Annotated in this window: 23 protein-coding genes; 14 read left to right on the top strand and 9 right to left on the bottom strand. The window is 57.9% G+C overall.

The window, feature by feature from the left end; genetic code table 11:
• The first annotated feature begins 95 nt into the window (after positions 1-95).
• Positions 96-551 (top strand): Fur family transcriptional regulator, encoded by a 456-nt coding sequence (locus DXY29_RS11470; RefSeq protein ID WP_115025174.1) that lies wholly within the window; start codon positions 96-98, stop codon positions 549-551.
• A gap of 18 nt (positions 552-569) precedes the next feature.
• On the opposite strand, the gene DXY29_RS11475 is transcribed toward DXY29_RS11470, so the two are convergent.
• The 6 genes from DXY29_RS11475 to stpA all read right to left on the bottom strand — a co-directional run bounded on the left by DXY29_RS11475 (position 570) and on the right by stpA (position 4,096).
• Positions 570-764 carry a hypothetical protein gene (locus tag DXY29_RS11475; RefSeq protein ID WP_115025175.1) on the bottom strand — a complete coding sequence of 65 codons (195 nt, stop codon included), beginning with the start codon at positions 762-764 and terminating at the stop codon, positions 570-572.
• Positions 765-883: 119 nt separating this feature from the next.
• The gene (locus tag DXY29_RS11480) at positions 884-1,279 is read right to left on the bottom strand and encodes a hypothetical protein (RefSeq protein WP_115025176.1); all 396 of its coding nucleotides are present in this window, start codon (positions 1,277-1,279) and stop codon (positions 884-886) included.
• A gap of 3 nt (positions 1,280-1,282) precedes the next feature.
• Positions 1,283-1,462 carry a DUF3721 domain-containing protein gene (locus tag DXY29_RS11485; RefSeq protein WP_226422415.1) on the bottom strand — a complete coding sequence of 60 codons (180 nt, stop codon included), beginning with the start codon at positions 1,460-1,462 and terminating at the stop codon, positions 1,283-1,285.
• An 84-nt stretch (positions 1,463-1,546) separates the two neighbouring features.
• The gene (arsS, locus tag DXY29_RS11490; RefSeq protein WP_170952222.1) at positions 1,547-2,491 is read right to left on the bottom strand and encodes an arsenosugar biosynthesis radical SAM (seleno)protein ArsS; all 945 of its coding nucleotides are present in this window, start codon (positions 2,489-2,491) and stop codon (positions 1,547-1,549) included.
• A gap of 98 nt (positions 2,492-2,589) precedes the next feature.
• Positions 2,590-2,799, bottom strand: coding sequence for a hypothetical protein (locus DXY29_RS13120; RefSeq protein ID WP_136987765.1), 210 nt, complete (start codon positions 2,797-2,799; stop codon positions 2,590-2,592).
• A gap of 79 nt (positions 2,800-2,878) precedes the next feature.
• Positions 2,879-4,096: a glucosylglycerol 3-phosphatase gene (gene stpA, locus DXY29_RS11495; protein WP_115025179.1), complete on the bottom strand. Its 1,218-nt coding sequence runs from the start codon at positions 4,094-4,096 to the stop codon at positions 2,879-2,881.
• A 178-nt stretch (positions 4,097-4,274) separates the two neighbouring features.
• Here stpA and DXY29_RS11500 point away from each other — a divergent pair, with 178 nt between their 5' ends.
• A complete protein-coding gene (locus DXY29_RS11500; RefSeq protein WP_115025180.1) occupies positions 4,275-5,579 on the top strand; it encodes a Rieske 2Fe-2S domain-containing protein in 1,305 nt (434 codons plus the stop codon).
• On the opposite strand, the gene DXY29_RS11505 is transcribed toward DXY29_RS11500, so the two are convergent.
• Positions 5,580-6,032, bottom strand: coding sequence for a hypothetical protein (locus DXY29_RS11505; RefSeq protein WP_115025181.1), 453 nt, complete (start codon positions 6,030-6,032; stop codon positions 5,580-5,582).
• A 301-nt stretch (positions 6,033-6,333) separates the two neighbouring features.
• On the opposite strand from DXY29_RS11505, the gene DXY29_RS11510 reads away from it, so the two are divergent.
• The 8 genes from DXY29_RS11510 (at position 6,334) to DXY29_RS11545 (ending at position 14,713) form a co-directional block, all read left to right on the top strand.
• On the top strand, positions 6,334-6,897 hold the full coding sequence (locus DXY29_RS11510; protein ID WP_115025182.1) for a glutathione S-transferase family protein: 564 nt from the start codon (positions 6,334-6,336) through the stop codon (positions 6,895-6,897).
• 519 nt (positions 6,898-7,416) lie between these two features.
• Positions 7,417-8,931 (top strand): hypothetical protein, encoded by a 1,515-nt coding sequence (locus DXY29_RS11515; protein ID WP_115025183.1) that lies wholly within the window; start codon positions 7,417-7,419, stop codon positions 8,929-8,931.
• 70 nt (positions 8,932-9,001) lie between these two features.
• Entirely contained in the window at positions 9,002-10,132 is a 1,131-nt protein-coding gene (locus DXY29_RS11520; protein ID WP_244279385.1) for a phosphotransferase enzyme family protein, read from the top strand.
• Between the two features lies 1 nt (position 10,133).
• Complete coding sequence (locus tag DXY29_RS11525; RefSeq protein WP_115025184.1) at positions 10,134-10,709, top strand: DOMON-like domain-containing protein; 576 nt, start codon at positions 10,134-10,136, stop codon at positions 10,707-10,709.
• Positions 10,710-10,748: 39 nt separating this feature from the next.
• A complete protein-coding gene (locus DXY29_RS11530; protein ID WP_115025185.1) occupies positions 10,749-11,732 on the top strand; it encodes a lytic transglycosylase domain-containing protein in 984 nt (327 codons plus the stop codon).
• Between the two features lie 43 nt (positions 11,733-11,775).
• Complete coding sequence (locus DXY29_RS11535; protein ID WP_115025186.1) at positions 11,776-12,447, top strand: hypothetical protein; 672 nt, start codon at positions 11,776-11,778, stop codon at positions 12,445-12,447.
• Between the two features lie 29 nt (positions 12,448-12,476).
• Positions 12,477-13,802: an O-acetylhomoserine aminocarboxypropyltransferase/cysteine synthase family protein gene (locus DXY29_RS11540; protein WP_115025187.1), complete on the top strand. Its 1,326-nt coding sequence runs from the start codon at positions 12,477-12,479 to the stop codon at positions 13,800-13,802.
• Between the two features lie 17 nt (positions 13,803-13,819).
• The gene (locus tag DXY29_RS11545; RefSeq protein ID WP_115025188.1) at positions 13,820-14,713 is read left to right on the top strand and encodes a homoserine O-succinyltransferase; all 894 of its coding nucleotides are present in this window, start codon (positions 13,820-13,822) and stop codon (positions 14,711-14,713) included.
• Between the two features lie 35 nt (positions 14,714-14,748).
• On the opposite strand, the gene DXY29_RS11550 is transcribed toward DXY29_RS11545, so the two are convergent.
• On the bottom strand, positions 14,749-15,066 hold the full coding sequence (locus DXY29_RS11550; RefSeq protein WP_115025189.1) for a hypothetical protein: 318 nt from the start codon (positions 15,064-15,066) through the stop codon (positions 14,749-14,751).
• A gap of 59 nt (positions 15,067-15,125) precedes the next feature.
• Between DXY29_RS11550 and DXY29_RS11555 the strand changes: the two genes are divergently transcribed.
• Positions 15,126-15,710, top strand: coding sequence for an alpha-ketoglutarate-dependent dioxygenase AlkB (locus DXY29_RS11555; RefSeq protein WP_115025190.1), 585 nt, complete (start codon positions 15,126-15,128; stop codon positions 15,708-15,710).
• On the opposite strand, the gene DXY29_RS11560 is transcribed toward DXY29_RS11555, so the two are convergent.
• The gene (locus DXY29_RS11560) at positions 15,701-16,603 is read right to left on the bottom strand and encodes an AEC family transporter (protein WP_115025191.1); all 903 of its coding nucleotides are present in this window, start codon (positions 16,601-16,603) and stop codon (positions 15,701-15,703) included. The genes DXY29_RS11555 and DXY29_RS11560 overlap by 10 nt on opposite strands.
• Positions 16,604-16,783: 180 nt before the next feature.
• Between DXY29_RS11560 and DXY29_RS11565 the strand changes: the two genes are divergently transcribed.
• From DXY29_RS11565 to DXY29_RS11575, 3 genes are all read left to right on the top strand, one after another.
• On the top strand, positions 16,784-16,999 hold the full coding sequence (locus tag DXY29_RS11565) for a hypothetical protein (protein WP_115025192.1): 216 nt from the start codon (positions 16,784-16,786) through the stop codon (positions 16,997-16,999).
• 203 nt (positions 17,000-17,202) lie between these two features.
• Complete coding sequence (locus tag DXY29_RS11570; protein ID WP_006849603.1) at positions 17,203-17,592, top strand: AbrB family transcriptional regulator; 390 nt, start codon at positions 17,203-17,205, stop codon at positions 17,590-17,592.
• 163 nt (positions 17,593-17,755) lie between these two features.
• A complete protein-coding gene (locus DXY29_RS11575; RefSeq protein WP_136987766.1) occupies positions 17,756-18,031 on the top strand; it encodes a hypothetical protein in 276 nt (91 codons plus the stop codon).
• Positions 18,032-18,053: the final 22 nt, after the last annotated feature.

Below are 18,053 nucleotides of genomic sequence, written 5' to 3' on the forward strand. Positions count from 1 at the left end.
TCTCGGCAACCGAGGGGATTAGATCACGACAATGAAATAGAGGCGAGACGGCACTCTCATTAAGGACTACTATTGAGAACAAGCGAGGAGAAGCTGTGACATCGTCCTCCGCGCCTGCCTCAACTGACACAACTTTGCAGCGGGGCCTGCATCAGGACGGGCGTCGACTCACCCCGCAGCGCAAACGTGTTCTTGAACTTTTTGAACACTGTGGATCCGGTTGCCACCTCAGTGCCGAGGAGGTGCACCAGCAGCTGGCGGCACTCGACATGAAGGTGTCCCTGGCCACGGTGTATCGCACCCTGCGCCTCCTGGCCGACATGGGATTGCTCCAAGAACTGGAACTCAGTGAGGGTGGACGACGCTTCGAGCTAGCCGTCGAAGATCATCGTCAACATTACCATGTGGTCTGTATCCGCTGCGGACGGACAGAAGAATTTGAAAGCGAATCCGTTCTTGCAGCAGGGGCTGCTGCCGCAGAACATGTTGGCTTTCAACTCATTGAATCCAGCCTGAATGTGCGCGCGATCTGCCCCAAGTGCCAGGGATAAGCACTTAACAGCTGATCATTAAGCGCGAAATTCCCTGTCGTAGAGATCTGTCACAAGGAGGTCAATGAGCTGCACGGAAACAAGCTCTTTTTCGCGCCTCAAGGTGTTCAACAAGACTTGAACCTGGCGGTGATGCATCAACGACACCTCACCCATCTCCAGCCATCGGGCACTGAGTAGGGATTGAAGACGCTCACGTGGAGACGATGACATCGGGTACGCCCCTCTTTCTCACACTGAAGCCAGCAGAACGACCTCTGAGAAGGTGCCTGCAACAGAAGTCTTCCGAAGCTTTTGTGAAGCGAACCCTTGGAGACCTTCCTGTGGCGGCCTTACTGAGGGTGCTCGTTACAAGGCATCCAGTAGCGATCGCCCATGCGGTGCACTCCTTTGCAGCCCAACTTGCGTGCCTGCTCCTCCGCCTCCTCTCGACTTGGATAAGCCAGATAGCGCGGGTTGGTCGTGGAGCGAATCTGAATCAAGCCCATGCTCATCGGGCCTGCTGTGATCACCCCCATGGTGTTGACACCCACCGCCACCAATCCCATCCCAACGATGGCTGCATTGATCACGCCCATCGCCACCACACCGATCGAGACCACCCCCATCGGCACCACCCCAATGCAGATGACCCCCATCGGCACGATGCCGATGGAGATGGTGCCCAGAGGAGCTACCCCGATCGCAATTCGCTTCGGCTTGCTGCCGCAGTGCCCACCTTCACTCATGAATCAGTGCGCTCCATGGTGATCCGCCTCACCGTGCTTGTCGCAGACCATCCACATCTCACCCATCTGATGCGCACCCTTGCAACCAAATCCCGGGGCAGCCGCTTCGGCTTCAGCTTTGGTGCTGAACATCGCCTGTTTGGGTTGGCCATGCGCCTCAGCCATGGCTCCCGTCGCAGACATCAGAAGAACAATGGCAGCGAAACAAATGCGATTCAGCGGCATGGCATCGACACATATCTCCCCACTATGCCCATGAAGAGAGAATCAGCCCTGAAGTGCTCCACCACAACTTGACCCTGCGCCAGCGGTACAGCCGAAACAATGCTGAGCCGTGTGGATCGACTGATCCGCCGGAACGGTTGAGAGGCGCATCAGATCACGAAGGTGACGGACGTCTCCGGAACAGGGGAGTCCGAGCTGCTGGTTGAAATCGCAGTCATAAAGATGGCCTTGCCAGTCCACACTGATCAGCTGGCGGCACATCACAGACTCCAGATTGTCGGGGTTGTGCGCATCCTCCAGAAGGGCTTGATATGACTGCAATTCGCTGTTGAGTTCCAATTGCCTGGCGAACCGTTGGATGGGCATGTTGGCCAGCGTCAGTAGACGATCAAACCGAATCCCCAACCCAGCCAATGCGGTCTTGTAATCAGCCTCCAAGGCCTGCTGGGGGGGAGGCAAAACCGGCCCAAGGGGGTTGTAGACGAGATCCAGCTGTCTGTTGGGATCACCCGTTCCGTAGCCCAGAACATTGAGCTGCCGCAGCCCGCTGATGCTGCGTTCAAACACGCCATCACCCCTCTGGCGATCAACATTCTCAGCGCTGTAACAGGGCAAGGAGGCTGTGATGCAAACTCCGTGGTCTGCCAGGAATTCAGCCAGGTCCTCCTGATCCGGTTCACTCAGGATTGTGAGATTGCAGCGGTCAATCACCGCGGTTCCACGTGATCGTGCCTGCCGCACCAAATCACGAAAGCCCGGATGCAGCTCCGGTGCTCCCCCCGTGAGATCGAGGCAGGCGATCCCATGGCGCTCAAGAATCTGAGGAATCAATGCCAGAAGATCCGCAGCCATCATCTCGGTGCGGGTCGGCCCAGCATTCACGTGGCAATGGGCGCAGCTTTGGTTGCAGCGGTACCCAAGATTGACCTGCAACGTTGTGAGCTGTCCGCGCTTCAATGACGGGAAAACGCTCTCAACGACAGTCACCGGCACCCAACAGATAACGCTGATTCTTCCAGACAGCAGATCGAAGTGGAGTTGGTTCTTGTCGACACAATCAACGGGTCTTCTCTTGATCAGCTGCGTTAACCGGCGGAGGCGAACATTCCACTGCGGCGAAACTGATGGTCGAACTTGAGGCCGGTAACCGCATCCGTACAGATAGGTTCTGAAGCCGGCAAATCAATCGTGCAGTGGGGAATCTGAGCTTCCATCACCGCATGAATCGACAAGGCGGCGATCGGAAGGGCGGTACCGCTGAGGACAGCGAGAACAGCGAAAGTTTTGGCAAACATGAGAAGTGGGTTGGTGCTGAGGCAACCCTCCTCAATTCAGCGCTGATTCCTGATGACACCGGTCAAGCGCGGTTGTGATTTAGCGCACAGGGTCCCCAGAGCGACGCGCGGAAAGCTGGCGGAACCAGGCGATGTATTGGTCCGGACCGTCGGGCATCAGCACGTCAATCCGCAGGGAATCCTCTGGATCGGTGATTCCTTGCAAGCTCCCATCGGCATGGCTGGGCCGATCCACTTCGCCATGGCTGCTGTCGACGAGAACAACGCGGTTGGGTTGACCACACCAGGCCCCGAGGTCCTGCAACAGGTTGAGGAAGCCTCGATCACTGCCGCCTCTCAGCCACCCCGTGCCATCAGCTGATGCCGTGGAGGTAACGGTGTCGCCCACCCCCACCAACAAGGGCATCCGTTCCGCGGGGATCCGCTCCTTAACCAAGGCCAACAGCGCATCGGGGGAGTGGGGAGCCGTTCTCACATTGAAGGCATCACCCAAAGGGGATTCACCCCAACGGCGCTTGATGTGCTGATTGAGCAGCACCAGAAGGCCAGCCTCCTTGATGGAACCTGTGAGCATGAATTGAATGTCGGTGGTTCCGACATCCCCGAAAGCAGCGGGTTTGATCCGTTCATCCCCTTGTGCATCACGGCCCAGGTTGGGAGCCACATGCAAAAAGAAAGACCCCTCCAACCCCTGATCTGCAGCTTCAGAAAGCAACTGATGCATCAGCTCAGACAGCATGGTCTGAAGAGCCTGCTGACAAGTCACATCACCGGGGACAAAAGCAAAAATCCCATTGAGATTGATCGTCGGTGAGACCTGGGTGTCCAACACGGCGGCTTTGGCAACCTGAGCCAGGTCGTCTCCATGCAGCTGCGGAAGCAGGGCCGGCAGCCGTTCCATCAGCAGGGCTTCCATCCTGCTGGGGGCTTGAGCAAGGAAGGTCATTTCCTCCTGCGAGACGCCGGGATGGCTTAGGTCGCCAAAGCGATCCTGCAACTGCACCCCTCCAGCCGCCAGACCCGGCAGATAACGCCCCTCACGTTTGGGTAAATCGGGATCCGCCAGGGCCTGTTCCACGAGACGGTTCACCCCGCGACGGCCCTCATGTTCACCATTGGTCAACACAGCGAATTGGCCATCCAGGGCAGCGACTGCTTCCACATAGGCAGGATCCATGCACCGTGTCAGTGGATCCTTCACGAGTTGCATGCAGACGCCATCGAGGTCCTGCACGATCAACAGGTCTTCAGCACCTGTGAGCTCTTGCAGGAACTGGTCGGGCGTCAGACGGGGCATGGAGATTCAGAGATGTCGCTTCAGACGAATGCACAACAGTGCAATTTCTTCGCGCAACTCCTTAGTTCCAAACGAGTGAGAAGTCCAGTGGCGGAGGCACGGAGCAGCGCTGATGGCAAGCGAAATACCGCGGTCAAGCCATCCGGCTAGCGAACATGGCGGCCTTGATGCTCCTGCCATGAACCCCACCTGGACCGAACAGTGGTGGCCCATCAGCTATGTGCAGGACCTCGACCCTAAAAAGCCGAGTCGATTCACCCTGCTAGAGCGGGATCTGGTGATCTGGTGGGATAACAGCAAGGAACGCTGGCGAGTGTTCCCCGATGTCTGCCCCCACCGTTTGGTTCCCCTCAGCGAAGGTCGGATCAACGACGAAGGGCTCCTTGAATGTCCGTATCACGGCTGGAGTTTCGATGGCAGCGGCCAGTGCCAGCGCGTGCCGCAAGCGCTCGAGAACACTCAGCCCAACAACCGGCGGTCCCGCTGCGCCAGCTTGCCGACAGCGACGGGGCAGGGACTGCTGTTCGTCTGGATGGGTGCCCCCGATGCCGCAGACCCAAGTCAGCTCCCCCTGGTTCCAGCTCTTGAAGACAATCCCGAAAGCTGGACGGTGCAGGACACCTTCCGGGATCTCCCCATGGATGCGGTGACCCTGCTGGAAAACGTGCTCGACGTCAGTCACGTTCCTTTCACCCACCACAAAACCGTGGGCAAGCGGGACAACGCTGCCCCCGTTGAAGCCAAAGTCACCCATGAAGACGCTGATGGCTTCGAAGCGTTCTGGGAGGAGGGGCCTCGGCGGGGCAAGCTCGGCGCCCAGTCCACCTGCTTTCGGGCTCCCCAACTGATGTGGCACGACCTAACCGCCAAGGGGTTCGGCCGCATCCTCACCGTTGTGTATGCCGTCCCGATCCGACGCGGAGAGTGCCGCCTGTTCGCCCGCTTCCCCTTCCAGTTCCAATCAGCGTTACCTCGCATCCTGATCGGATTGCGTCCCCGCTGGTTGCAGCACATCGGGAACCACAAGGTGCTGGAGGACGATCAGGTATTTCTGCACTGGCAGGAACGGGTGCTCGAGCGGGCCGGCGGTAGCTCCGCCGTGGAGCGCAGCTTTTTTATGCCCACAACTTCAGACGTCTACGTCGCTGCCCTGCATCGCTGGTTGAACGCCAACGGCGGCGAGCCCTTTGCAGGGCAACGCCTACCACCCAGGCAAACCACAACAGAGCTCATGGATCGGTACCTCAGCCACACCATCCATTGCCGCAGCTGCTCTGCAGCTTTGGCGAACATTCGAAAGGCTCGTCCATGGACCTGGGCGTTGCTCTGGGGATCCTCAACTCTCGTGGGCATCGGACAGGGCACCCCCTGGAGCAGCATCGGCTTGGTCACCGCCGCAGTGACGGGCCTGGGACTGCGACAGCTCAACCTCTGGGAGCAAGGGCTCACTGTCGGCAACGGCTTGGCTCCTCGCAACGGCTGATCAAGGCAACGGCAGCAAGCTCGGCTTCACCTTGCCCTCAATATCGACCTTGCCTCCAATCGTGATTTTGTCTGCAACAGACACATCTGCTCGCACAGCAAGCGGTTGATCAGCCGTGACGGACAGCTGCCCTTCCACTCCGCTGACCCGAGCATCGGCATTCACCGTCACTGCTCCCGCAATCGATTTCACCGACACGGGGCCTTCAATCGCAAGAGGGACATCTCCGGAGATGGTCACCTGCTCCTGCACCACCACCGGTAAAGGCGTATCTGAGCGGATGGTGACGCTGGGGGGAAGGACCAGCTTGTCCACCTGCAATCCACCCTCAATCGCAATGGGGATAGGCCGACTGAGCAGCTTTATTGCCGTGGCCGCCAAAACCAGGCTGGACAAGACGACCGCCGCAGGCCAGCGGTACGCCATCAGCAGATCACGGCTGGACACAGGCATGTGAACAATGACTTGAGCGCATTACAGCGTGTTTGGAGCAAACACGCTCGCCAAGAGGCCATCGCCACCTCTCGATCGACACATCAAGGGGAATCAAGCGACAGAGAAATTCAAAAACCATCAAACAAGGGCAATTACTGAAGACTTCGAAGTACCGGATTAAAACTAAAAATTGAATACCTTTTAAACACAATCCTGCCTAGCAAACTCACCATAACCCCCGAAACAAACCAACCCCCTAGGCAATGTAAATGTCAGGGAGCACCATAAGAGCTAGCATAGTTTTGATCGCTAACCAGTGATGACTCTTTATCTCTACGGCGGCCCCAAGACCCGTGCATCGATGCCGAAATGGTATGCGGCAGAAAAAGGGATTTCCTACAATTACGTCAACGTTGACCTGGCAGCTCGCCAAAATCTTGCACCGAGTTATTTGGAGGTGAATCCTTTCGGCAAGTTACCTGCCCTTAAAGACGACAGCAATGGATTAATGCTATTTGAGTCAGGCGCCATTCTTCAATATCTCTCCGAGAACTACACCAACGAAGTCAAAGATCCAGCAACACGAGCCTCCATCAGCCAGTGGATTCTTTTCGCCAACTCCACACTGGCGATCGCTTTATTCGTTCCCTCCAATAAGGAACGGGAGTTTCCAAGACTGATGGCGACACTGAATGACCTCTACAGCAAGAAAAAGTTTTTAGTGGGGGATTGCTGGACAGCCGCCGATTGCGCAGTCAATGCATATCTTGGCTACCTCCCCATTTTTTATCCCAACGAAGATCTCTCAGCCTATCCAGAAATCCAGTCCCTCAATCAGCGAACACGTTCCAACCAAAATTACAGGCAGATCATGGGCCTTTGACCCAACCTGAGCTGAGGTTCACTTGTTAGCGAGAGAGCAAAATTCAAAACCTCAAAACCAGCAAAATATTCACCTCAGAGCTTAAAGAGCAAGAAGCAACATAAGGTCCACATGACTGCAAAATCACCCGATAACAAATTCACAGCTTGTTATTGACCACATCAGGGCTATCGTCCCGCACGATATCGGGAGCAGCTTTCGACTCTGGCCCCAACCAAGCTCCGAAAAAAAAGACGCACATTGCTGACTTCAAGAGATTCAAATAAAACTCCAGTCAGATCATTTATCTGTTCCTACATCCTCAAGCTTGGACCAACCAAGATTCACGAAGAGAATCATCATCAATTTCAAAGCATCTCACCATCGTCCTTGGAGTGAATTGATCTCTCCCACTCCAACATCAACCCATCGCCCCAATCGCACCAAAAAAACCATGACGGAAGCCTCCGCATCGTGATTGGGAACGGTATTTGTCTGCTATGAGCAGTTTCACGCAGGGCGCTGCTTAGTCTTGCCGCCATGCGCAACTCCTTCTTCGACCAAAGCCTGGATGCCGGAGCGATAAGGCGGCGCGTGCAAGAGCTGTCGAACGGCAAGGTCGGCTTCTACAGCGTCGGGCTCTACCCCGCATCCCTGGCTTACAACTGCGCCATGCAGAACGCGGAAGGGCGTCTGCTGTTAGCCCCACGTCCAGGCCGGGACCTGCTGGGAGCCTTCCCCAGAGAAACGATTGCCAACATGGATGACGAGCACGTGGAGACAGTGCTTGAGATGGGTGGCCATCGCAGCGGCGGTGAACTGGTGGCCAACACCCTGAGCGATCTCATCGAGCGCTGCGAACTCGTGGTGCTCAGCGCCAACAGCAATCACATCGAAGAAGACCTCCACGAAGCCCGTCGTTTAAAGGAAGAGCTCAATCGTGAGCAGGTGGTGCTGGCCTGTTTAGCGGGATCCTTCAACCATGACCCGATCAGCAACAGCGCCTATGTGCTCTGTGAACAACAACCGGAGCTCGCCTTCTTCTCCGGCTTCCACCGCCATGGAGCTCTGCGAAACCCCTTCGACAGCTTCACGGCCAACTTCTGCCATCCCAATGCCCTAACAGCGATGTTGGGTGCCCAGCTGATGGACCAACTGTCCCCCAACATCCAGGTCTCCGCCGGTGTTCACAACGTTGAGGGGCAATTCATCAAAGCCGCCAAAAACATGGCGTCGGTGTTCGCCGGGTTCGGCTACGGCTTCCATCAAGACAACCCAGGCGTGTTGCCAACGCTCCTAACTCTGCTGCTGAACCAGTGCCTGGATCAGGCAGCCACCGTATCCATGGCACGACCCGATCGGCAACGGCTGTACCACCGTCAGCCCTTTCCTCTTACAGAACTGGGATACGCCGTACCAAGAATTGAATCCACCCTGGTGCGCGACGGCGATTTCGAGCGGGTACGGGACCACACCTTTAGCCAGCTCACGGCCATGGTGGCTGATGTGCGCGGCAGCATGATGCTGCCCGTTTCCGGTAGCCCAACCCGTAATTTCCAGGCCGGTCAAGTGATGGCCCAGGAGATGCGCGATCAGGGCCGCTGTCCCCATTCCATGGAGGAGTTGGAACAGTGGTGTGAAGCTGCAGGCCTGCGAAAAGGTGGACTAGAGGGCTTGAAATCTCTGCGGTATTGGCCTCAAATCGCCCGTAAATACGCGATCCCAGCCCACGACGCTTCCATGGTGAATCTGCTGTACATGGCGATTTACGGACGTGCTGGCGTCAAGGACACCGCCTACCGGGTGATGACGGAAAGCCGGGAACTCTCCAGCTACTGCCAGGAATCAGTACGGCCTAGCCACAGCCGTCGGTATGCCGAGGCTCTGCAAAACCTGGAGGTCCCTAAAGCTCTCGACCTCGTGGTGAATGCCGTCATTGCGGACAATGCCAATCAGGCCATGCGCAGAAAGATGGCCCTCGACGAGAACGGTGAGACCGGAACACCGGCCTACCTGCAATTGATGGACGTCATCGAAAGCCAGCTCGAAGCCTGAGTCGGCTGCTGTTCTGCACACCTGAACGGGGCAGAACGCAGGAAGAGCGGCAAGGTGCGGCCTGAGACCCATGCGACCGTTCATGACCGAGGCCCTGGAAGCCATCGCTGATCGCTTCCATCCTCGCGAGGGGATCAAAGCCATTCGCTCCCTTGGCTCAGGCAACGTCAACGAAACCTTCCTCGTGACTCATGAGGGACAAGACGGCGCCTTCGTCATGCAGCGGCTGAACACGAGCGTTTTCGATCGTCCCGACCTGGTGATGCAGAACCTGCAGGCCCTGGGCGATCACATGGAGCGCCGTCTCGCCTCTCCACCTCCACAACTGAAGGGACGCCGCTGGGAAGTGCCCAGAGTGGTTCCCTGTCGTCGGGAAGCCTCCCCCTGGATCGAACAAAATGGAGAATTCTGGCGCTCGATCACTTACATCGGTGCAGCGACCACTAGTGATGTCATCAGGGACAGTGCTCACGCCCAGGAAGTGGGTTATGGACTGGGGATGTTCCACCACCTGATCAGTGACCTGCCGACCGATCAGCTGGCTGACACCCTGGAAAATTTCCATGTCACACCGGCCTACCTTCAACGCTTCGATGACATCGCCGCGTCCACGAGCCGCATAGGTCCCGCCGAACGTGACGCCTGCGCGTTTGTGGAGCAGCGCCGTCAGGGCGTGGATGTTCTGGAAGCAGCTCTCGCGCGCGGCGAACTCCTTCACCGTCCCATCCACGGGGACCCGAAGATCAACAACGTCATGATTGACGAGGCCAGCGGTCAGGCCATCGGACTGATTGACCTGGACACGGTCAAACCGGGACTCGTTCACTACGACATCGGCGACTGTTTGCGGTCCTGCTGCAATCCAGCCGGAGAAGAAACACTCTCCCTGGATGATGTGGAATTCGACATGAACCTCTGTGAGGCCATTCTCAAGGGCTATCTGTCAGTTGCTGGTGGGTTTCTGAGTGACTGGGACTTGCACTATCTACCCCACTGCATCCGTCTGATCCCGATGGAACTGGGGCTGAGGTTCCTCACGGATCATCTTGAGGGCGACGTGTATTTCCGCTGCGATCGACCTGGGCACAATCTGCAACGGGCCCTGGTTCAATTCCGACTCACAGAAGCGGTGGAACAACATTTCAGCGACTTGGAACACCTGGTCAAGCGGCTGCAGCGTCAGCAGGGACCAAGCCACTGAGATGGGTCGTTCTGCAGTGATGCTGCGTCAGGCATGCCGCCTGATCCCCTTTGAACGGTCCATGCCTCCAGGGTTCCAGATCAGCGCCGAGCTCGTCTGGACGCGCGATGGCTGGCTGGAACTCAGCTATGGAGTCCTGGCCCGCGCGGCCACAGGCATCAATGCGCTGCGTCTGCCGACGGATCTGAATGATGGGCCACAACAGGGACATCGCAGGGATGATCTCTGGACCACCACGTGCTTCGAGGCGTTTCTCGCCGCCCCTGGCGAGCAACGTTATTGGGAAGTCAATCTGGCTCCCAATGGGGATTGGGCGGTTTATCGCTTTGATCACTACCGCAGTGGCCAGACCCAGCAAGAGCTCAGCACACCCCCAACGGTGCGGCTGCAACGCGGGGCGCATCAACTGCGGCTGGACGCCAGGATTGCTTTGGAACCCTGGTGGACGCCAGGGGGCTGCCCAGACCTGGCATTGACGGCTGTGATCGATAGCAATCAGGACGGTCTGAGCCATTGGGCTCTCTGCCACGGACGCAAGCCGGACTTTCACGACCGCAGCACCTTCCTTACGGCCTGAACCGCACCGGTAGTGTCAGCACAGCGCCCCTGCCTCACCATGCGCAGCCGCAACGTGTTGATTGTCTCGGCTCTCACGGCAACCCTGCTGGGGGGGCTGTGGCTTAAACCGAAACAGCCACGGGCCGAAGCGTTAGTGACCGCACCGGTGGTAACCGCGGCAGTGATGACGGCGCCGGTAGCACTTCCTGCCCAAGCGACCCAACCCAAAACACGAGACGGCAGGCAATACCCCCTTGTGCCTGCCGACACAACTGAACTGGCAACGCTGCTGGCAGCTGTTGAAAAGGCGTTACGGGACCCAGCCACGCCGGCCGATGCACTGCCCGATCTTGGGCATCAACAACAGGTGATCTACCGGGTGCTGTCCACGGACCAGTCCAGAGCCCAAGAGGTCATCAACGGCCTGCCTCCGCGCTGGCGCAACGTGGCAGAAAGGCACCTCGCAGCACGGCGCGAATTCGTGCGTATGAGCCGTGGCCGTGGACCGTCCATGCTCCCCGCCTGGCGGATCATTCAGCCCGAAGCAGCGGAAAAGCTGCTCAGCCACTACCGCAAGGCCGAGGCGGCGACGGGGATTGAATGGGAGGTTCTAGCTGCGGTAAACCTCGTGGAAACCGGCATGGGGCGCATCGATGGCGTCTCCGTGGCCAATGCCCAGGGGCCCATGCAGTTCCTGCCCACCACCTGGGCAGAACCTGGGATTGGCGCCGGGAACATCCGCGATCACCACGACGCCATCCAGGCTGCGGCGCGATATCTGGTGCGCCGTGGCGGACTTCAGGACATTCGCCGCGGCCTATGGGGCTACAACAACAGCGATTACTACGGCCGCGCGGTGCTCCTGTATGCCTCGCTGATGAGGGAGGATCCCGCGGCCTACACCGGTTTATATCACTGGGAAATCCACTTCAATGCTGCAGCCGGCGATCTTTGGTTGCCGGTGGGCTACAACCAGCCGCAGCGGATCAGTGTTCAGGAGTTTCTTCAGACCAACCCCGCCAGCAGATCACCAAACCGGTGAGCATCGACACCTACGCTGAGAACTGGCGTGATCCAGGAAGCGGGTGTCCAAGGAAACCTCCCATCGCGGTGATGAACTGAAAGGTCTCGGATGGTCCGAGATTGATGTAGCTCGCTACATCGAGCTCTGGGAGTACCGGCAGCGCTGGGGAGCCATGAATTTGGAACGGGAGGATCGTCTGTTCCTGCGCAAGGCCGAAAAAGCTCTTCCGGCGATTGTGTCCGGAAGGGCTGCGGCCAAGAAACCAATCAAAGACAAGACCTACTACCGATGGCTGCGCTTCCATCTGGAGGCAATGACCGAGGCCGAGGCGGCGATGGGCCTGACCGAAGGCGAACGCGGTGCCTGGCCCGTGCTGCTGGAGGCCGAACTCCGTCTTCTCGACCATTACGAGCCTGTGCTTGGCTTGCCGGACACGCTGAAGGCCAAAGCCCTCAGCCCAGTGCGTGAAAAGCTCACCGCCCAGGTGGCCGCCCTCGGCAACACCAAGGCCTACGACTTCCAGGCTCCCCTCATCGCACTCAAAGCGGAAGACAGCAGCAACCGGTGGAAGCACCTACGCGAGGTGGATGCCAGTGATCGCACCTACCCCCTGCTCAGTGCCGACGGCGTGGCTGGATTCCGCAGCGAAGCCCACCGCGACATCCAGGCTGTCATTCGCAGCACGTTCCCTTCTCTTGCGGAAACCGACAAACCTGAGCTCGCTGACGACTAGAACAGGGGCAGTGTCCAACGCCGAGGACGATGTCTCACCGCTTCGAGACCCTGCAGCTTCATGCCGGGCAATCGCCCGACAGCGCAACCAACGCGCGGGCGGTTCCCATCTATCAGACCAGTTCGTACGTCTTCAATGACGCCGAACATGGGGCCAACCTCTTCGGTCTGAAGGAATTCGGGAACATCTACACCCGACTGATGAATCCGACCACAGACGTGTTTGAGAAACGCGTCGCCGCCCTCGAAGGCGGAGTGGCAGCTCTAGCGACCGCCTCAGGGCAGTCGGCTCAGTTTCTCGCGATCACCAACTGCATGCAGGCGGGAGACAACTTCGTCTCAACGTCTTACCTCTACGGCGGCACGTACAACCAGTTCAAGGTGCAGTTCCCGCGGCTGGGAATCAACGTGCGTTTTGCAGAAGGCGATGACGTCGCAAGCTTTGCCGCACAAATCGACGACAACACCAAAGCGCTTTATGTCGAAGCGATGGGCAATCCCCGCTTCAACATCCCCGATTTCGAGGGCCTTTCAGCGCTCGCCAAAGAGAAAGGTATCCCCTTGATCGTTGACAACACATTGGGAGCCTGCGGTGCTCTGCTGCGACCGATTGAGCATGGCGCCGATGTGGTGGTGGAGAGTGCAACCAAGTGGATCGGGGGCCACGGCACCAGCCTGGGGGGCGTGATCGTGGATGCCGGCACCTTCAATTGGGGCAACGGCAAGTTCCCGCTGATGAGCCAACCAAGTGCGGCATATCACGGCTTGGTGCACTGGGATGCGTTTGGCTTCGGCAGTGACGTCTGCAAGATGCTTGGCCTGCCGGATGACCGCAACATCGCCTTCGCGCTGCGGGCCCGAGTGGAAGGTCTGCGGGATTGGGGGCCGGCCGTCAGTCCCTTCAACAGCTTCCTGCTGTTGCAGGGTCTAGAAACCCTGAGTCTGCGCGTTGAGCGCCACACCGAAAATGCCATAGCTCTGGCCACTTGGCTGGATTCGCATCCCGCTATCACCCATGTGAGCTATCCCGGCCTGGCGCACGATCCTTACAACGCTGCCGCCAAGAAATACCTGACAGGACGGGGCATGGGATGCATGCTGATGTTCTCCCTCAACGGCGGCTATGACGATGCCGTGCGCTTCATCGACAGCCTCAAGCTGGCCAGCCACCTCGCCAACGTGGGCGATGCGAAAACGCTGGTGATTCATCCCGCGTCCACAACCCACCAGCAACTCAGTGAGGCTGAACAGGCCTCTGCTGGTGTCACGCCCACGATGGTGCGGGTCTCCGTCGGACTCGAACACATCGACGACATCAAGGCCGACTTCGAGCAGGCCCTCGCCGTTCTCAGCTGAATGCCAACACAGCCCCCATGGCGCTGATCCTTCCTCGCAACTACCACAAAATCGCGGAGGTTGAACGCAACCGGATCTCCTGGATTGAGCCTAAACAGGCCGAACGCCAGGACATCCGGCCCCTGCGTATTGGCATTCTCAACATCATGCCGCTGGGCAAGCAGTACGAGTTCAACCTGCTGCATCCGCTGGGTCTTTCGGTGCTGCAGATCGAACCGATTTGGATTCGACTCAACTCCCATGCCTACAAGAGTTGGGATCAGAACCATCTCAACCAGCTGTATGTGAGCTGGAATGAGGCCTTGTCCCAGGGTCCCCTTGATGGCCTGATCATCACCGGTGCCCCCGTGGAGCACCTGCCCTTTGAACAGGTCAGTTACTGGACAGAGCTGGTCAAATTGATCGAGGAAGCGAGACAAACCTGCGCCAGCACCCTTGGCCTGTGCTGGGCCGGTTTCGCCCTCGCCTACCTGGCTGGCGTGGACAAGGTGTCGTTCCCTCAAAAACTGTTCGGGATCTACCCCATGCGCAGCCTCGTTCCTGGTCATTCCTTAATGGGTACCCAAGACGATGATTTCGTCTGTCCCCAGAGCCGTCATGCAGGGCTGCCGGACGCTGCCATGGAAGCTGCACAACGGGATGGACGTCTCCGTCTGCTCGCCCACGGCGAGCAGGTGGGCTACACCATTTTCGAGACCCCGGATCAACGCCAGCTGATGCACTTGGGCCACCCCGAATACAACGTCGGGCGAATCGTCGGAGAGATGGAACGTGACGGGGCCCGGGGTGATGTTCCCCCGCCTGAGAATTTTGATCCCGCCCGTCCCCAGACCCTCTGGCGGTCTCATAGGAACCTTCTGTTCCAACAGTGGCTCTGGTTCTGCTATCAGCGAGTCAGCCTTAGGGTCTGATGCACCTCAGGCAAGTCAAGCTGTCCGGGGGCCCCTCAACCGGTTCGTTCCGGGGTTGCTTCGAGGGCGGCTGGGGGCTCAATAGAAACGGAGGCAGGACGCTGAGCGGACTTGCGGTTGAGTTCCCTCTCCAGCGAGGCAATGCGTCTTTCACGAAGACAGTGGCGGCATCCGCCCAAGGTTTGGAGATGCTTTTCCGGCGTGATTGTGATCAGTTGAACCGGATGCTCTTTGCATCGGATTTGAACAGGGCTCTTGTAACTACGCCAGCGGATCAGGCTGTAGTCGAATTGATCACCAAAACGCTGAACAGCGCGCTTGAGGAATTCTTCTTCAGTGATTCGGGCTCCCATGCATTCGAATGTATGGGACAGTCTCGGGGTGGAACCGACCTCGTCATCCGACGTCACGAATGAACGTCAATCCGGCCGCTCCCGAAACGGAATGGTCCCTGCAAGAGGGGTGGCTTCAGGCAAACGAAGCAAGGCGCTGGCAAACGCTTCTTGAACAACAGCTCCTGTGGCAACAGCCAGTCGTGCAGGTCTATGGCAAGCGTCATCCAGTCCCCAGGATGACGGTGTTTCTTGCCAACGAAGGCATTCAATATCGCTATAGCGGTGCTGTTCACAAGGGCTGTGGTTGGCCCGAATGGTTCAAGCCATTGCTGATTCAGGTCAATACAGCCTGTGAGACCGAGTTCAACGGATGTCTGCTCAATCTGTATCGCCACGGGGATGACCGCATGGGATGGCACGCTGATGACGAACCGGAGATTGATCAGCGGGCTCCGATTGCCTCCCTTTCACTCGGGGCTACACGCGATTTTCAGCTCCGCCATCGCAGCACTCCCCAACGCCGGATATCGCTGCCATTAGCCGATGGTGATCTGCTCGTGATGCACCCGGGGTGTCAGAGCCAATGGATGCACAGTGTTCCGCAACGGCGGAAAGTACAAACCACGCGCATCAATCTCACCTTTCGCCGTTTTCAAAACTGAGATCGCAGCAGCACACCCCAAGCAGGCGCCGTGACCAACGCCAGCAGCGTGCTCCAGAACACCAGACCTGCAGCCCGCTCCTGATCAGCCCCCACAGACTCCGCAATCAACAGCAGTGAGATCGCCGTCGGCGCTGCCCCCTGCAGCGCAACCGCCTGAACCATCAGCGGATCGAACCGCAGCAGAGATGCAAGCAGCAGCAGCAGCAACGGATAAAGCAGGAGTTTGGCTACCAGTGGCCTCAGCAGTTGCAACGGTCGGGCCGATGGAGTGATTCCCTTGCGATGGATGCTGCCAAGGCGCATGCCCACCACCATCAAAGCCAGCAAGATCACCAAGCGGGAAGGCCACCACAAAGCGTCGGTCACCAGTTCAGACCAGGGGGTCGCCTGAATCAGCAATGCACCGATCAGCCCGCGGGTCGCTGGGCTCGCCGCAACGCTGCTCATGAGACCGTGCAGCCTTTTAGAGCCATTGACCCGCTCACCGATCAGCAGCGGACCAAGACTCCAAGTCAGCAGTGTCGCCCCAAGGTCGTAGCCAATGCTGATCGGGAGGGCCTCATCAGGCAGAAAGGCCAAGGCCAGAGGCACTCCGAAATAAGCCGTGTTTCCAGTGCAGCTCCCCAACCGCAGCGTTGGAGAGACCAGCTCAGCCAATCCCGGTAACCGCGACGCCCCCACCAGCACAAGGCCCATGGCCAGCACCGCAAGACCCGCTGCCTGCAACATGTCGCCGCTCAGGCCACCCTTCAACAGCAGGCCCATCACACTGATCGGTACCCCGAACCTCACCAACGGCGTGGCCAAGCGGGCGGCGAGGGTTTCATGGCGTCCTCCAGCCCAAAACCCGATCAGCAGGGAAGGCGCAAGCTCCAGCAAAAACCGAAGCATCGGCACATCCAGCTCACATCACGACCCTAGAAAGCTGAGGCGGCTGACGCATCAGACCAAAACCATTCATTAGGGAAAGAACGACAACTTGAACGACAAGCAGATTCCATGAAGACACCGTCCTAATTCACCCACGGACGCGCCTAATCTGCGTTCCGACATGTCGCGTGAAACCAGCTGATGAATCCAGCTTCACGCCATCGCATCGTGCGTAGCGACAGTACGGAGGACCGCCTGACGCGGCAACGTTTTGACAGCTACGACGCTGCATACGATGAGCTTGAGCGGTACTACAGCGATTTCTGCTGTTCTGATGATGATCGTGTCGACTACACGATCATCTGTGAGGGTTCAGACAGTCTCCACGACGCGAGCCTGAAACGACCGCTTGAATGATCCTGAGGTAAAACCGCTGCACAGGACTCAATATCACCCAGTCAAGGTTCATAACAAGAAAGCAGTCTCAAGGGTCAGACCACAGAGACGCATCCCTAGATGCCAAAAATCAGGCCACTAAGTCATGGAAATATTGGGTCAACTGATTGACACCCAGCCAACCAATCAGTTATGAACTAATCATCCAATGAGATGCATTCACAATGCTGACCGGTTCCGAGCTGCTTGCAAAGGTCAAAGAACTAGGGGATGTTTCCAAATCCGATCTAGTGAGAGCTTGTGGCTACGTCTCTGACAAGAAAGACGGTGGCGATCGCCTGAATTTCACTGCTTTCTATGAGGCGCTGCTTGAGGCCAAAGGCGTCAATCTGAGCAGCGGCGGTGCTGCAATTGGCAAAGGTGGCCGCAAGTTGAGCTACATCGCCAAAGTGCAGGGCAACGGCAACCTGCTGATCGGCAAGGCCTACACCGCCATGCTGAATCTCGAGCCAGGTGATGAGTTTGAAATCAAACTGGGCAAAAAAGCCATCCGTCTGATCCCCACAGGTGCAGCTGCAGAGCACAGCGAAGCCGCTGACCAGGTAGACGAGTGATCTGCAGATCCATCTTCTGAAGTTTCCCAACCTCTTCCAACCCCTCCCATCCATGGGAGGGGTTTTTTATTGAGGACTGAACAACCAATACGCTCCTGCAGAGATCAGAGGGCTGGCACAGCAATTCTTGCTCGGTATGGTGAGCCGGAATGGAGCGACAGGGTTGAAATCCTTCAAGGAAGCCGTCGCTTCGGTCTTGAGCAATACGTTCCTATTTGGTGGTTCAGTTGCCCTGTCGATCCATATTGTGCTGACCTTTTTTCGGATGCATGGTCTGGTGATGACCCTCGCTTTTGTGATGTTTTGGCTGGTCAGCGTCACCGCTTACTTCCATTGGAAGGGGCAGCAGTCGAAGCGAACCACATCCAGCAAAGTTCCATTGCCTCAAGCCAACAGCAGAAAGGCCGCTGAACCGTGGAGGGAACGACAGTCAGCCTGATGGCTGAAACGAAGTCTCTCAG

The organism is Synechococcus sp. UW69, from assembly GCF_900474185.1.
Lineage (GTDB): Bacteria > Cyanobacteriota > Cyanobacteriia > PCC-6307 > Cyanobiaceae > Parasynechococcus.

What these genes read in the sequence shown, in the direction of transcription:
- DXY29_RS11475 (WP_115025175.1), bottom strand. Translation starts at nt 764, where the DNA reads ATGTCATCGTCTCCACGTGAGCGTCTTCAATCCCTACTCAGTGCCCGA.
- DXY29_RS11480 (WP_115025176.1), bottom strand. Translation starts at nt 1,279, where the DNA reads ATGAGTGAAGGTGGGCACTGCGGCAGCAAGCCGAAGCGAATTGCGATC.
- DXY29_RS11485 (WP_226422415.1), bottom strand. Translation starts at nt 1,462, where the DNA reads ATGTCTGCGACGGGAGCCATGGCTGAGGCGCATGGCCAACCCAAACAG.
- DXY29_RS13120 (WP_136987765.1), bottom strand. Translation starts at nt 2,799, where the DNA reads ATGTTTGCCAAAACTTTCGCTGTTCTCGCTGTCCTCAGCGGTACCGCC.
- stpA (WP_115025179.1), bottom strand. Translation starts at nt 4,096, where the DNA reads ATGCCCCGTCTGACGCCCGACCAGTTCCTGCAAGAGCTCACAGGTGCT.
- DXY29_RS11500 (WP_115025180.1), top strand. Translation starts at nt 4,275, where the DNA reads ATGAACCCCACCTGGACCGAACAGTGGTGGCCCATCAGCTATGTGCAG.
- DXY29_RS11505 (WP_115025181.1), bottom strand. Translation starts at nt 6,032, where the DNA reads ATGCCTGTGTCCAGCCGTGATCTGCTGATGGCGTACCGCTGGCCTGCG.
- DXY29_RS11510 (WP_115025182.1), top strand. Translation starts at nt 6,334, where the DNA reads ATGACTCTTTATCTCTACGGCGGCCCCAAGACCCGTGCATCGATGCCG.
- DXY29_RS11515 (WP_115025183.1), top strand. Translation starts at nt 7,417, where the DNA reads ATGCGCAACTCCTTCTTCGACCAAAGCCTGGATGCCGGAGCGATAAGG.
- DXY29_RS11520 (WP_244279385.1), top strand. Translation starts at nt 9,002, where the DNA reads ATGCGACCGTTCATGACCGAGGCCCTGGAAGCCATCGCTGATCGCTTC.
- DXY29_RS11525 (WP_115025184.1), top strand. Translation starts at nt 10,134, where the DNA reads ATGGGTCGTTCTGCAGTGATGCTGCGTCAGGCATGCCGCCTGATCCCC.
- DXY29_RS11530 (WP_115025185.1), top strand. Translation starts at nt 10,749, where the DNA reads ATGCGCAGCCGCAACGTGTTGATTGTCTCGGCTCTCACGGCAACCCTG.
- DXY29_RS11540 (WP_115025187.1), top strand. Translation starts at nt 12,477, where the DNA reads ATGTCTCACCGCTTCGAGACCCTGCAGCTTCATGCCGGGCAATCGCCC.
- DXY29_RS11545 (WP_115025188.1), top strand. Translation starts at nt 13,820, where the DNA reads ATGGCGCTGATCCTTCCTCGCAACTACCACAAAATCGCGGAGGTTGAA.
- DXY29_RS11550 (WP_115025189.1), bottom strand. Translation starts at nt 15,066, where the DNA reads ATGGGAGCCCGAATCACTGAAGAAGAATTCCTCAAGCGCGCTGTTCAG.
- DXY29_RS11555 (WP_115025190.1), top strand. Translation starts at nt 15,126, where the DNA reads ATGAACGTCAATCCGGCCGCTCCCGAAACGGAATGGTCCCTGCAAGAG.
- DXY29_RS11560 (WP_115025191.1), bottom strand. Translation starts at nt 16,603, where the DNA reads ATGCTTCGGTTTTTGCTGGAGCTTGCGCCTTCCCTGCTGATCGGGTTT.
- DXY29_RS11565 (WP_115025192.1), top strand. Translation starts at nt 16,784, where the DNA reads ATGAATCCAGCTTCACGCCATCGCATCGTGCGTAGCGACAGTACGGAG.
- DXY29_RS11570 (WP_006849603.1), top strand. Translation starts at nt 17,203, where the DNA reads ATGCTGACCGGTTCCGAGCTGCTTGCAAAGGTCAAAGAACTAGGGGAT.